This is a genomic window from uncultured Gordonia sp. (assembly GCF_937858515.1).
GTDB lineage: Bacteria > Actinomycetota > Actinomycetes > Mycobacteriales > Mycobacteriaceae > Gordonia.
On record NZ_CALLZT010000073.1, the window covers coordinates 1 to 13,700 of the forward strand.

The 13,700-nt window shown below is 65.3% G+C and carries 11 protein-coding genes; 2 read left to right on the forward strand and 9 right to left on the reverse strand.

Annotated features, from left to right (window positions below):
* Positions 1-931, reverse strand: a 931-nt coding sequence (locus Q0627_RS06420; RefSeq protein ID WP_298808530.1) for a MerR family transcriptional regulator, incomplete at its 3' end; no start/stop codon positions are given.
* A gap of 176 nt (positions 932-1,107) precedes the next feature.
* On the reverse strand, positions 1,108-2,355 hold the full coding sequence (locus tag Q0627_RS06425; RefSeq protein WP_291018490.1) for an AAA family ATPase: 1,248 nt from the start codon (positions 2,353-2,355) through the stop codon (positions 1,108-1,110).
* A gap of 246 nt (positions 2,356-2,601) precedes the next feature.
* On the opposite strand from Q0627_RS06425, the gene Q0627_RS06430 reads away from it, so the two are divergent.
* On the forward strand, positions 2,602-3,294 hold the full coding sequence (locus Q0627_RS06430) for a histidine phosphatase family protein (protein ID WP_291018488.1): 693 nt from the start codon (positions 2,602-2,604) through the stop codon (positions 3,292-3,294).
* A 71-nt stretch (positions 3,295-3,365) separates the two neighbouring features.
* Here Q0627_RS06430 and Q0627_RS06435 read toward each other — a convergent pair whose 3' ends face one another.
* The 7 genes from Q0627_RS06435 to Q0627_RS06465 all read right to left on the reverse strand — a co-directional run bounded on the left by Q0627_RS06435 (position 3,366) and on the right by Q0627_RS06465 (position 11,208).
* A complete protein-coding gene (locus Q0627_RS06435) occupies positions 3,366-4,085 on the reverse strand; it encodes an alpha/beta hydrolase (RefSeq protein WP_291018486.1) in 720 nt (239 codons plus the stop codon).
* A gap of 81 nt (positions 4,086-4,166) precedes the next feature.
* Positions 4,167-5,174 (reverse strand): phosphotransferase family protein, encoded by a 1,008-nt coding sequence (locus Q0627_RS06440; RefSeq protein WP_298808534.1) that lies wholly within the window; start codon positions 5,172-5,174, stop codon positions 4,167-4,169.
* Positions 5,171-6,388: an acyl-CoA dehydrogenase family protein gene (locus Q0627_RS06445; RefSeq protein ID WP_298808536.1), complete on the reverse strand. Its 1,218-nt coding sequence runs from the start codon at positions 6,386-6,388 to the stop codon at positions 5,171-5,173. Before Q0627_RS06445 ends, Q0627_RS06440 begins: the two co-directional genes overlap by 4 nt.
* Positions 6,389-6,476: 88 nt before the next feature.
* Complete coding sequence (locus Q0627_RS06450) at positions 6,477-7,166, reverse strand: TetR/AcrR family transcriptional regulator (RefSeq protein WP_291018477.1); 690 nt, start codon at positions 7,164-7,166, stop codon at positions 6,477-6,479.
* Between the two features lie 74 nt (positions 7,167-7,240).
* Entirely contained in the window at positions 7,241-8,536 is a 1,296-nt protein-coding gene (locus tag Q0627_RS06455; RefSeq protein ID WP_298808543.1) for an alpha-hydroxy-acid oxidizing protein, read from the reverse strand.
* Between the two features lie 61 nt (positions 8,537-8,597).
* A complete protein-coding gene (locus tag Q0627_RS06460) occupies positions 8,598-9,941 on the reverse strand; it encodes an MFS transporter (RefSeq protein ID WP_298808539.1) in 1,344 nt (447 codons plus the stop codon).
* A gap of 433 nt (positions 9,942-10,374) precedes the next feature.
* Complete coding sequence (locus tag Q0627_RS06465; RefSeq protein ID WP_291018471.1) at positions 10,375-11,208, reverse strand: Ku protein; 834 nt, start codon at positions 11,206-11,208, stop codon at positions 10,375-10,377.
* Between the two features lie 66 nt (positions 11,209-11,274).
* Between Q0627_RS06465 and Q0627_RS06470 the strand changes: the two genes are divergently transcribed.
* Positions 11,275-13,575: an ATP-dependent DNA ligase gene (locus Q0627_RS06470; RefSeq protein ID WP_298808541.1), complete on the forward strand. Its 2,301-nt coding sequence runs from the start codon at positions 11,275-11,277 to the stop codon at positions 13,573-13,575.
* Positions 13,576-13,700: the final 125 nt, after the last annotated feature.

Sequence of the window (13,700 nt, forward strand, 5' to 3'; positions counted from 1 at the left end):
TGAGGGCGAAGCCGATCGTCATCGGTGTACCGTGCACGGTCGCGGGCAGCACGACGGGAGGCGTGGTGCCGCGGGCCGGGGCCACCGACAGGTTCGCGTCCGCGATGGCCATCGTGATGTGGTCGGCGTCAAGGATTTCCAGGGTTCGACGCAGAGCGGTGCCCGATACGATCACGAATGTCGTCGGGTCCGGCAGCCCGGATAGCATCAGTTGATAGTCGGGGTACGGTTCCATCGTTGTCCGGCAATGTAATTGGTTGTCGCCGCAGGTGAAGGTGATGCGGGCCGTCATGTGCTCGATCGTCAGTGTCGGGCAACGCCTGATCGTCGCCAGGTGCGAGCGCAGGTCGTCGACCGAAACCGTTGCAGCCCAACTGGTGTCCCCTGCGTCCGAAACGGCCAGAGTGCGAATCGCCAATCGGACACGGTCGGTGGCCACGAGCGTCAGAGTCCCTGTTGTGCAGTCCGATTCGATGCGGACGGTGTTGAGGATCGTGTGCTGCCGATCGTCGACGGTTGCGGTGAGAACCTGGTCGACGGCCGCGGCGAGCACCGGACCACGTACGGAGACCGGCGCACCGCCACGCGAATCGACGAGATCGGCGATGATGCGGGCACCGCGGTCCCGGGCCAGCGTCGCGTCCTCGGACAGTTGTCTGACGTGGTCGTCGACCAGTTGAGCGGCCTCCGCGGGCGCGGCATCGAGAATGTCCGCGGCGGTACTGAGTGGGGTGGCGATCTCGCGGAGCCGGCGCAGCAACCGCGCTCGTGCAACCTGATCGGGGACGTACCGCCGGTATCCCGATATCCCGTCGATATCGGCCGGGAGCAGCAGCCCGGAATCGGCGTAAAAGCGGAGTGCGCTGGCAGTCAGGCCCGTTACGCGGGCGAACTCGCCGATCGTCATGAGCTGCGGGTCAGATGTCGTCATGGTCACATCGTCCAGTCTCAACCAACGTGAAGGTCAAGTCCCGCGGCACCGCGAGACTCATTTAGCGCGCCACACGCGGGCCGATGCGTGCTTTCAGGCCCCCACGAACCGGAACGGTCACGCCTCACCGCGTGTCACTCCCGAGGTGATCGACGCGGTGGGCCTCCCCCGTCAGATCAGGAATTGTTACCCAACCGCTTTGCAGCCTGGTCCCAATCAGAACCGATGCGCTGATCTGTAAACAGTTCTTCTTGATAGTCCTGAGGAATGAGGCCTCCGGCTATTGCTGCGAGAATAGCGAACGGTTGCATCATCGGATCCTTGAAACGGTAAGTGTACCGCTTCGTCTCGCCGTGCCGAAGAAGGACACAGCCCCGGTCATCACTGATGAAGCTGGAGAGATGACGTGAAAACGCCGGAATATCGTACTTCTTGCCCATAATTCTACTCATCGGCTCCACCACGGACTTCGCAGTGAAATAGCCGAGGCCATCCTTCTTGGCGAGTGCACATGCAGCAAGGACGTGCGGGTAGAGATTCTCCGGCCGAGAACTACGTATCGCCTTATGATAGTCCATCCTGTTGGACACAGCGCTATTGACGACGGCGTCAGTGGACGAGACCACATCTGCGAGCAAGATCTTGTCCCTATCGTCCGCCAACACCAACTCGCCCACCTTCAAAGAGAGTAAGTGTGCATACGATGGTAGCCCTTCTGACAATTTGACAATCCGCTCTACCGCGGCCGACTCAATCTCTATTGATACCGCTTCAAAGCCCTTGTTGACGAGCTCGCGTAACTCGTCAGCTGTCATACGGGGCATTGGCACTTCCTCAATTGCCCGCCAAATAGACTCATGCTCACCAACCAGGCTCTCAATCGAGTCAGCCACGCCAACAATCACAAGCTTTGTCTCGACAGCATGATCAGACAGGGATTTGATAGTGTCCGCTATCAACGATAGCGCATCGTCGTCTTCAACTCGGTCATACTCATCAAGAACGATCACCATCGGGGGTTTTACTCTTGCAAGAATTCGCCGAAGCTGATCCGGATTCAACTTGTCAAATCGTTCGGGAACCTCAGACGACGGGAGACCCAGCTCATCGAAAGCCCGCCTCCAGATCGTATCGAATGTGTCGTCGACCGTGCAGTTGACGCGGACGGCGTAGTCCCTGAAATCCGTCTCGGTCGGCACCAGCAACTCCGACAAGATGTTCGCAAGTGAGGTCTTACCCACACCGCGTTCACCATACAGAATCGCGTGACGGCCGGGCTGGGTAACGGCAGCCGTGATCTGCATGATCTGATCGATGCGGCCAGAGAAGGCCGCCCGCCGATTGACCGGGGTGCTGGGCGTGAACTCTCGGTTGAGTGCCGCGCGGCGCGCGATCTTGGCGTCGATCTCTTCGGGTGTCGGCATCGCACCAGCGTACCGATCGCTCGAATCAACTGCAAGTATATGGCCATCAACTGTTAACAGTTGCCCGTTCGCATACTGTCATCTCCATTTTAGAGCTGCTACGCTTCGGCTGTTCGGGGTGGCATTACTACAAGTAACAACCACTTAACTGTTAAATTCGATGCTGTCGCTGACACAACGCGGTAGGCGTCTGGTCGGTCGCACTCCCCTGCCACCGTCCGGCCGGGCAGGCAATAGGGTGCTGGTATGGGTGCTATCTATATCGTCCGGCACGGCCAGGCCGATCCGAGTGCTTACGGGGTCGCCGAAGCGGCCGACAGTTCGGTGCCGATCGGCAGTCTCACTGACACCGGAGTGATGCAGGCCAAGCTGTCCGGGGCGTTGCTGTCGTCGCTGGTGGCGAAGGTCGATGCCGCGTTCACCGGGACGTTGCCGCGTCAGCAGCAGACCCTCGCGGCGGTGCTCGAGCAGTTTCCGGGGGCACCCGCGCCGGTCGTCGAGGCGGGGTGGGACGAGTACGAGATACCCGATCTGACCGGCGCGGCTACCGTCGACGACTTCCGTGATGGTGCCGCCTACCAGAGGCTGCTCGACGCGCGGCTCGGCGAGTGGATCGACGGCACGCTGGCCCTTCCGGAGGGCAGCAGCCACGAGACGTATGCGGCGTACCGGGAACGGATCCGCAATGCCGCACGCGCCGCTGCCGCCGAAGCAGGGTCGGGCAAGACGGTGCTGGTTGCGTCGTCTGCGGGCACCATCACCGCGCTGATCGCCGAACTGTGGCAGGTGCCCGACGCCCACTGGCCGGTGCTGGCGCGGACGATGGTGAACGCGTCGGTGACCAAATTGATCTCCGGCCGCAGCGGCCTGTCGGTGATCTCGTTCAACGAGCACGCCCACCTCGCCGACCTCGACGGAGGCGTCACCACCTTCCGGTGACGTCGTTCATCTCACCCCGGAGGAGCGCATCACCGCATACGAGCAGTAGCGCCGGGCCGGGTTTGGAACGACTACCGGCGCAGGTGCCGGGCGAAGAAGCGGGCGGTGTCCTCACCGGCGTGTGCCGGGACTCCGCGATGACCACCCATGCTGGCCTGCAACGTCTTCTCCGCCGAACCGAAGGCGTCGAACAGGTCGAGTGCCATCTGCCGGTCGTTGCCTTCGTCGTCCCATTGCAGCAGCACGTGCAGCGGAATGGTGACCTGCCGGGCCTCGTCGAACGTCGATGCGGGGACGTAGCTGCCGGCGAACAGTCCGGCCGCGACGATGCGCGGTTCGGTCAGCGCCAGCCGCACGCCGATGGCGAGGATGCCGCCGGAATAGCCGACGGGGCCGTCGATGTCGGGTAGTGCGTCGAGAAGCCGACTCCATTCGGGGACCGACTGTTCGATGAGCGGTGTGATGAGCCGGTCGACGATGTCGTCGCCGACAGGCTTCCCCGCCGTCACGGCGTGACGCAGGTCGCGACGGGCGGCGTCGACACCGGGCAGCCCAGGGCGTGATCCACTGCCGGGCAATTCGATGGTGGCCGAGGCGAATCCGAGAGCAGCGGATGAACGGGCGCGGCCGAGCAGCCGCGGATACATACCGTCGAGCCCGCCCGGATGACCGAGCAGAATCAGTGGGGCGGTTACGGTGCCGGGCGTCCACAGGATGCCGGGGATCTCACCGAGAGTGAAGTGACGCTCGGCGAGACCATCGTCGAGAACCTGGTGCGAAGTGAAGTGCATTGGTCGAGCCTTTCGAGAGAACCACCCGTAGACCTTGCCGGCAGTTCCGGTTTCCGGAACCGCCGGCAAAGTTTGGCACCCTCAGCCCAACTGCCGTAGACCTGCCGCGATGAACTCGGCCGTCGCCTCGGCGGCGCGTTCGGCACCGTCGGAGGCCGCGCCGGCCAGGGCGCGGTGGGTGATGCCTTCGGCGATGACGCCGAGTTTCAGGTTGGCCAAGGCCAGGTAGAAGTCCCAGTCGCCCAGGTCGATTCCGGCCAGTTCGGCGTAGCGGGCGGCGATGGCGTCGGCCGACGGATAGCGGGTGCTGGTCCAGGCGGCGTCGAAACCGAGGACGGTGTCGAAGACGGGCTGGCGGTAGACGCACATCAGCGCGATGTCGGTGAGCGGGTCACCGAGGGTGGACATCTCCCAATCCACCACCGCCCGAACGACTCCCGGATCATCTTTAGCAAGAATGGTGTTGTCGACGCGGAAGTCGCCGTGCACGATGGTGTTTCGCGACTGCGCGGGCACTCGATCGGACAGCGCCGCCACCAGGGTGTCGACGTCGGCGAGTTCACGCGACTTCACATGACCCCACTGCCGCGCCCACAGTTTCACCTGGCGGGCAGCGAATCCTTCTGGCCTGCCGAAGGATTCGAGACCGACGGCGTGGTAGTCGACGGCGTGCAGCGACGCGAGCGTCGAGATCAGTGCCTCACTGTTGCGGGCGACGTCGTCATCGGACAGTGCGTCGAGGTCCTCGGCCGAACGCACCACCAGACCGTCGACGTATTCGACGACGGTGAACGGCGCGCCGAGCACCGCGCCGTCGGGGTCGACGGCGACAGTCGCCGCGACCGGAACTCCGGTGCCCTGCAGCGCGTAGGTGACGGCCCATTCACGGTTCATATCGTGCGCGGACGGAGTCAGCCCGCCGGTCGGCGGACGCCGCACCACCCACGTCGACTTCCCTTCGGACACAAAGAAAGTCAGGTTCGACTTGCCGCCACTGATGAGGTCGACGGTCAGTTCGCCGGCAACCTCGACACCCTGGTCGAGAAGAAACGCGTGCAGTTTGGCGGAATCGAGTGCCGGGTGACTCATGCCTGTGATCCCTTCTCCTGGTGAGCTTTACGCCAGCGACCCACGGCGCGTCGGGCGATCGCCCAGCGATGCACCTCCGAGGGTCCGTCGTAGATGCGGAACGGCCGCAGCTCGGCCTGCAGCCGGGCCAGCGGCAGATCCTCGGATACCCCGAGCCCGCCGCACATCTGGATGCTGCGGTCGACGATGCGCAAGTAGGCTTCGGCGGCAAAGGTTTTGGCGATGGACGTCTCGTCGGAGGCATGCTTACCGGCATCCAGCTCGTGACATGCCTTGATCAGCAGCGCACGGGAAGCTGCCAAGTCGATCTCGTTGTCGGCGATCATCTGCTGGATCATGCCCAAGTCGGCGAGCTTGCCGCCGAAACCCTCACGCTGCGCGACGTAGTCGACGGCCACATCCTGGCAGCGCACCGCCGAACCCATCCACCGCATCACATGTGTCATCCGGGCCGGCCCGGGGCGCCCCTGCGCGTACCGGTAGCCTTCATCGCCCTCGCCGGGGATGTCCGCGGCGGGAACGAACCCGTCGCTGAATCCGACCTCGCAGTGCCCGCCGATCATCGCCTTGTCGGTGGTGTGGATGTGCCGTTTGACGGTGATGCCGGGGGTATCTCCGGGTGCGAGGAACATGGTGGCGCCACCGCGGTCGCCGGGCGATCCGGCGGTGCGGGCCATGATGATGAAGAAGCCCGCCCCGTCGGCCCCGGTGATGAAGCGCTTCTCGCCGTTGATCTTCCAGCCGCCGTCGACCTTGACCGCCTGGGTGCGCAGGGCACTGGGATCCGAGCCGGCACCCGGCGACGGTTCGGTCATCGCAAAGGCCGACCGGACGATGCCGCGAGCGAGCGGCTCGAGGTAGGTGGTGCGCTGGCGGTCGTCGGCGACGTGCGCGAGCATATGAACGTTGCCCTCGTCGGGTGCACCGATGTGCAATGCGACGGGGCCGAACGTCGAGTAGCCGGCGGCCTCGAAGACGGGCGCCCGGTCGGACATGTTGAGACCGAGGCCGCCGAATTCGACGGGGGCGTGCGGCGCGAACACCCCCGCCTCACGGGCGGCATCGTTAAGGCGACGGCGCACGTCGTCGCCACCCGCGGCGGTGATGTCGCCGTGGAACTCGTTCTCGACAGGCAGGACGTGGTCGCGCACAAACGTCGTCGTCCTGGCGACGAGGTCGGTGACGGACGGGTCGTAGGTCAGGTCAATGGGCAACGGGCTCTCCTGGTACGGCTCCTACCGAGCGATCGCTCGGCGACGGTTTACACCATGCCAGGCCGCCGCCACCGCGTCAACGAAACAGCTATTCCCCCGTGTACTCGACCAGGCAGCGCGCCATGTGCAAGTTGCGCCGGATCAACTCGTCGGCCGCCACCGGACCGTCGACGTTGAACCAGGTGGACACCCCGACGCACATCGTCGACACCGCACGGGCGGCGTCCTTGGGGTACTTGGTGGCAAAGTCGCCCGACTCGACGCCCGCGAACACGATGTCGTCGACCATCCGCTGCTGCCGGTCCCGATGGCCCACGTACGTCGGCTTGTAGGCGGCGTCGAGGCTGCGGATCTCGGTGGACCCGACGAACGCCTGCGCCTGCCGGTACATATGGAACCGCAGCAACGATTCGACAACGGCGTCGAAGCGGGCGACCGGATCACCGCCAGCCTCCGCGACAGCCTGTTCCGAGCGGGTGAGCAGGTCGATCATCGTGCGTTCGAGCAGCCCCTGCAGCAGTGACTGCTTGGACGGATAGTGGTGATAGAGGCCGGGCACCGACAGGTTGGCCCGTGAGGCGATCTCCCGGACCGATGTGCCGTGGTAGCCGTGCTCGGCGAACGTCTCCAGCGCGGCGGCCAGCGGAACCGGTAGTTCGGGCGCACCGAAGTCGCGCCAGCCACCGGATTCGGCGTTTCCCTCGGATTCCGTCGTGGCTGCGTCCTGATCGTCGGTGGCCAGATCTTCCGTACCCGGTCCGTCAAGCGCGCTGCTCATGGGTACAAACATAGTCGCAAACCGACTGCCGACCGAACACTAGCTCCGTTCCGGGCCGTTTCGGCAGTAAAGCTCTAGACCTCGGCCAGGGCACTCCGATCGACCTCGGCCACCGACGTATGACCCGAGAGTCCGAGCGTCAGGTCGAGTTCGGCGATGATGTTGGCGACCACGTCGCGCGCGCCGTCGGCCCCGTCGATGGCCAGGCCGTACATGTGCGGCCTGCCGATGCACGCGGCGTCGGCACCCAGCGCCAGGGCTTTGAAAACATCGGCGCCCGTGTGGATTCCGGAGTCCACCAGCACTTTGATCCGGCCGTCGACGACGGGGGCGATAGCGGCGAGCGCATCGACGGAACCTATCGACCCGTCGACCTGTCGGCCACCGTGGTTGGACACGATGATGCCGTCGACACCGGTGTCGACGGCGCGGCGGGCGTCGTCGGGATGCAGGATGCCCTTGAGGACGATCGGCAGATCGGTGCGCTCGCGCAGTCCTGCGATGTCGTCCCAGCTCAGCGACGGTCGCGAGTAGATCGACAGGAATGTCTGCACCGACTCGCGTGGCTCGGGGGACGGCAGGTTCTTGAGGAACGAGCCGGGAACGTTGCGGGCGATCGAGAACAGCGTGCGGATCGCACCCAGGGTCACCTCCGGCTTCTCGGCGGCCGTCGCCGAACGGATCCGCTCGGCGACGATGTCACGGAAGCGGGCGTCGGAGGTGTATTGGTCGATGCCCTCGGCGCGGGCGAACGGCAGCGAACCCAGGTTGAGGTCCTGCGGACGCCAGCCGAGCATCGTGGTGTCGAGGGTCACGGCGATCGCCGACGCACCCATCTTCTTGGCGCGCATCAAGAAACTGTCGACGAGGTCGTCATCGACAGACCAGTACAGCTGAAACCAGCGCGGTGCGCCCGGCCTGATCCGATCCATTTCTGCCGCAACATCTTCCATCGGTGCACTGCCCTGATTGGAGAAGATGTAGGGCACCCCGAGCTGCGCGGCGGCCTGCCCGATGAGCACGTCGGCGCGCCTGCGCACCAGACCTCCGGCCCCGACCGGGGAGAACAGGACCGGCGCGGGCAGGGTGTCGCCGAACAACTCGATCTCGGTGGAGCGGACCGACACATCGCGCAGCACCCGCGGCACGATCGCGCGACGGTCGAGCGCGGCCCGGTTGGCGCGCATCGTCGACCCCTCGCCGGCGCCACCGGCGATGTACGCCCACGCCCGCTCACTCATCGCCTTGCGGGCGCGACGCTCCAATTCGGCATGGTCGGTGGGCACCTTGGGTTTTCGGCCGTGAATCCCGGCGACGTAGATGTCGTTCTGCTGAATCCGCCCCGCACCGGGCGGTACCTGCTCTGCCATCGGGGCCTGCTCTGCCATGCGGCCATCGTATCGCTGAACGATCAGTCCACTTGTGCCGCAATCACTGACACAGCTCGCTGTCGCAGCGCGGGGTAGCCGACACCGCGGTATCGGGAGCGACCACAGGGACCGGCTCATCGCGCAGCGGATGTTCGATCTCGTCGCGCCACAACCGGGCCGCCAGATAGAACACCAGCGCGCACGGCACCGGCAGCAGGCCGGCCAGCACGAACGTCGCCGTGTACCCGATCGCGTGACTGACCGGTGCGACGATCGCCATCGACAGCGGCAGCAGCGCCACCGATACGAAGAAGTCCAGACTCGACACCCGGCCCAGCAGATGCGGCGGCACCCGCCGCTGCAGGAGGGTGCCCCAGATGACCATCGGGCCGTCGAAAAGCACACCGAGCACGAATGCGGTGACCACGAACATCCACGTACTGTGCGCGAACCCCATCGCGACGAGCGGGACACTGGACACTCCCCAGATCCCGAGCATCAGCGTCAGGTAGCGGCGCGGCATCGGGATCGACGCGAACGCCAACGACGACAACGCGGCCCCGGCCCCGAACGCCATCAGCACCAGCGAATGGTCACCGGCATCGCCGCCGGCACGATCGCGCAGGGCGAACGGCACCAGCACCTCGATCGGACCAATCGTGGCCAGCACCAGGATGGTCGCGAAGAACAGCGTCGCCCACAGCCACGGTGTGCGCCACATGTAGGCGACACCTTCGGCGATGTCGGTGACCACACCCCGGATCGCACCGACTTCGCCGGTGTCGGTGGGTTCGTGGCGGCGGGCGACCGGACCCATCACGACGTAACACCACGCCGACAACACCGAAGCGATGCCCGCGAGGACGATCGCCTGCCCCGGCGCGGCCAGCCCGATGACGGCGCCGGCGATCAGCGGGCCCGCGGCCTGGTTGAACACCGGCCGCATGAAACCTTCAACCCCGTTGGCGGCCTGCAGGTGGGCGGCCTCGACGACGTTCGGCAGCATCGCCGAGTACGCGGGGTAGTACATGCCTGTGGTGACGCCGCTGAGCAGGGCCGCCGCCAGCAGATGCCCGAAGGTCAGCACGCCGGCCATCGACGCCACCCCCACCGACGCGAATGCGACAAGCTTGGTGACCTCCAGGCCGATCGTGATCAGCCGCTGCGACACCCGGTCGGCCAGCACGCCACCGGCCAGCGACGACACCAGCATGCCGACGGCGGTGGTGCCCGACACCAGCGACACCTTGCCCGGCCCTCCACCGAGGTCGATGACCTGCCACACCACGGCGATCAGCCACATACCGTCGCCGAACAGTGCCAGCGCCAGGCCCGCGGCCAGCCACCGGTACTGCCGCGTCCCGAACGGACGCAGCACCCTGGGTAGGTCGGCCTGCGATGTCATCCACCGAGCTTGCCCGATCCTCGCCTGCCGACGCCAATGGTTTTGTGGCGATGTCGTTGGGAGCCACTGGTCACCGGACCCTTCGCGACCCTCGCGACTTCGTCGCTTCGGCCTCAGGGATCAAGATGCTCGGTCACCACCGCACTGCCTCCGTCACGATAATCACGCGCCATGTCTGCGGTTGCGTTTCGCGGCAACCTCTTGATTCGACCGCGCCCGCAACCGACTCGGCTCACCTCAGACATGTCTGCGGTTGCGTTTCGCGGCAACCTCTTGATTCGACCGCGCCCGCGACCGACTCGCCTCACCTCAGACATATCTGCGGTTGCGTTTCGCGGCAACCTTCTTGATCCCTGAGGGCGATGCGACGAAGGAGCGAGCGTCTCGAAGGGTCCGGTGAGCCGCCGTACATGACGCAACAACGAACCGGCGATCAACCGGCTAGGGGCCTCGGTTGTTTCACCGGCGCGTCCTCCGCCAACTCCCGTTGCGGGGCGCGGTCTTTCACCGAGGCCCGCAGGGCCGCAAGCAGGTCCGCAACCTCCGAATCGTCGTCGGATTCGGGTTCCTCGGTTTCCGGGAATGCCTGTCCACCTTCGGATTTGGATTCGATGAGCTTACCCAGTTCGATCTGGTATTTGTCCTCGAACCGGCTCGGATCGAAGTCGGTGGCCATCGTTTCGATGAGCGAGGCAGCCATCTCCAGTTCCTGCGGCCGCAATTCGACGTCGGTGTCGAGGAACTTGAAGTCGGGACGACGCACCTCGTCGGGCCACAGCAGGGTTTGCAGCGTCATCACGCCGTCGATGATGCGTACCACCGCCAACCGCGTCCGGTTGCGCAACGTGAATTCGGCGACGGCGAGCCGGTCGGTCGCCTCGAGCGCTTTCGCGAGCAACGTGTACGCCTTCGGCGATTTCGACGCCGGTTCCAGGTAATACGGCTTGTCGAAATAGATCGGGTCGACCTGCTCGCGGGGCACGAATTCAAGGATGGAGATCTCAGGTGACCGATTGACCGGGAGCGTCGCCAGATCGTCCTTGGTGACGATCACCGTCTCCCCCGAATCGGTCTCGTAGGCGTTGGCGATTTTCGCGTAGTCGACCTCGGTGTCGGTGCCCTCGCGGACGCGGCGGTACCGGATACGGGTGCCGTCGGCGGAGTCGACCTGATGCGAGGTGCGGTCGTGGCTTTCCGTGGCCGAGTACACCTTGACCGGAACATTCACCAGACCAAAGCTGAGATCGCCCTTCCAGATCGAGCGCATGTCGGCCATTGTGCCATCACCGTCAAGATCGCGTCGTGTGTCGAGAGGCGCCGGGCGGGGCGCACAATGGTGGTCATGGCGGGCGACATTCTCGACATCGACGGCCGCACCGTCGCCGTCACCAACCTGGGCAAAGTGCTGTACCCGGCTGATGGCATCCGGAAATACGACGTCATCGACTACTACAACCGCATCGCCGACGTCCTGCTGCCGCATGTGCGGGGCCGCATCATCACCCGCAAACGCTGGCCCGGCGGCGTGCAGTCGGCCGCGTTCTTCGAGAAGCATCTACCCGAGGGCGCGCCCGCGTGGCTCCCGCGGTACTCGGTCGAGCACAGTCAGCGATCCATCACCTACGCCATGGCCGACAACCGCGCCGCGCTGGTGTGGCTGGCGCAGATGGCCGCGCTCGAGCTGCACGTCCCGCAGTGGCGAGTCCCTGTCGGCGAGGAACCGATCACCGCGTCACGTCTCGTCCTCGACCTCGATCCCGGACCCGGGGTCCCGCTAACCGAATGCGCGCAGGTCGCGCTGCTGATCCGGGACATGCTCGACGCCGCGGGCCTACGCTCGTATCCGGTGACCAGCGGCGGCAAAGGCATCCATGTGTACGCCCGGTTCGACCGCCCGTTGTCCCCTGATTCGGCGCGCACCGTGGCCAAGCAGATCGCGACCGGGTTGGCTTCCGCCCATCCGGACACGATCACCGCGTCGATGGCCAAGGCAGTGCGCGAACATCGCGTGTTCATCGACTGGAGCCAGAACAGCGCCTCCAAGACGACGCTCGCGCCGTATTCGTTGCGGGGCCGGGAACGGCCGTGGGTGGCGGCGCCCCGCGAGTGGGCCGAATTGTCCGATCCGGACCTGCAGCAGTTGCTGTACCCCGAGGTTCTGGAGCGGGTCGCCGAGTCCGGGGATCTGCTGGCGGGGCTGGACAATCCGTTGTCGTCTCACGAGAATGTCGCCGATCTGTCCGAGTACCGCAGCAAACGCGACGAGACGAAGACGCCGGAACCGTTCGGCGACGACAACCACCGCCGGACCCCGCGCGAGGTACCGATTTTCGTGATCCAGGAACATCACGCCCGCCGGCTGCACTACGACTTCCGGCTCGAACACGACGGGGTGCTGGTGTCGTGGGCGGTGCCGAAGAATCTGCCGACCGGCCACGATCAGAACCGGCTCGCCGTGCAGACCGAGGACCATCCGCTCGACTACGCGGATTTCTCCGGCGACATCCCGGCCGGCGAATACGGCGGTGGGCACGTCGAGATCTGGGACAGCGGCACGTATGAACTGGAGAAATGGCGCGACAAGGAGATCATCGTCCGGTTGCACGGACGCCGAATCCAGGGCAGATATGTGCTGATCAAGACCGGTGAACGCAATTGGCTGGCGCATCTGATGCACGACGAACCGCGCCCCATCAAGGCCGACCTGCACGATCCGCGGCCGATGCTGGCCGTCGACGAACCGATCGACGGTCTCGACGCACGGGACTGGGCGTTCGAGGGGAAGTGGGACGGGTATCGGGTGCTGGTGCGTTCGGTGGGTGGTGAGTTCCGGCTGTCGTCGCGATCGGGCCTGGATCTGACCGCAGAATTTCCCGAGTTGCGCGGCATCGTCCAGGAGTTGGGCCTGCTCGATGTGGTGCTCGACGGTGAGGTTGTGGCGATCGACTCGTCGGGCCGTACCAATTTCACCATTCTGGCCTCGCGCGGTACGACCGCCGAACCGTACCGGCTGCGGTTGCTGCTGTTCGACATCCTGTACCTGAACGGCAAACAACTTCTCGATGTGCCCTGGTCACGGCGTCGGCAACTGCTCGACGAACTCGCGCCGCTGTTCGCGAAATCGCCTTACACGGAGGTGCCCGCACTACTGGAAGGTTCGGGCGCCGACGCCGTCGCACACAGCCGCGAACACAACTACGAAGGCGTCGTCGCCAAGCTGCGCACCTCCGTCTACCAGCAGGGACGACGGTCGACGCAGTGGCGCAAACACAAGAACTGGAACGACATCGAGGTGGTGATCGGCGGCTGGCGACCGGGTAACGGCAACCGCGCCGACACCATCGGGTCGTTGCTGTTGGGGCTGCCGGAGGAGACTGGTCTGCGATATGTGGGGCGCGTGGGCACCGGTTTCACCGACGCCCAGCTGCGGTCGCTCGCCGACGAACTGGAGCCGCTGCGAATCCGCATCTGCCCGTTCATCGACGCCCTCGACCGGCCCGTCGCGTCGACGGCGACGTGGGTGCTGCCCAAGCTGGTCGGTGAGGTGCGGTTCATGGACTGGACGTCGACGGGGCATCTGAGGCATCCCAGTTGGCGGGGTATCCGGCGCGACAAACTGCCCGGCGACCTGTAGCGAGGCAAACCGTGCGTCCATCAATGTGCTTCAGCGAAGTCGGAGGACTAGGGTGTCTGAGATGTTCGTAGTCGCCCACATCAGCGACCTGCATTTCAACGGCTCGGAACACCACCGCAGCCGCG

Coding starts and splice junctions, on each gene's coding strand:
- Q0627_RS06425 (WP_291018490.1), bottom strand. CDS start 2,355: ATGCCGACACCCGAAGAGATCGACGCCAAGATCGCGCGCCGCGCGGCA.
- Q0627_RS06430 (WP_291018488.1), top strand. CDS start 2,602: ATGGGTGCTATCTATATCGTCCGGCACGGCCAGGCCGATCCGAGTGCT.
- Q0627_RS06435 (WP_291018486.1), bottom strand. CDS start 4,085: ATGCACTTCACTTCGCACCAGGTTCTCGACGATGGTCTCGCCGAGCGT.
- Q0627_RS06440 (WP_298808534.1), bottom strand. CDS start 5,174: ATGAGTCACCCGGCACTCGATTCCGCCAAACTGCACGCGTTTCTTCTC.
- Q0627_RS06450 (WP_291018477.1), bottom strand. CDS start 7,166: ATGAGCAGCGCGCTTGACGGACCGGGTACGGAAGATCTGGCCACCGAC.
- Q0627_RS06455 (WP_298808543.1), bottom strand. CDS start 8,536: ATGGCAGAGCAGGTACCGCCCGGTGCGGGGCGGATTCAGCAGAACGAC.
- Q0627_RS06460 (WP_298808539.1), bottom strand. CDS start 9,941: ATGACATCGCAGGCCGACCTACCCAGGGTGCTGCGTCCGTTCGGGACG.
- Q0627_RS06465 (WP_291018471.1), bottom strand. CDS start 11,208: ATGCGCTCGATCTGGAAGGGCGATCTCAGCTTTGGTCTGGTGAATGTT.
- Q0627_RS06470 (WP_298808541.1), top strand. CDS start 11,275: ATGGTGGTCATGGCGGGCGACATTCTCGACATCGACGGCCGCACCGTC.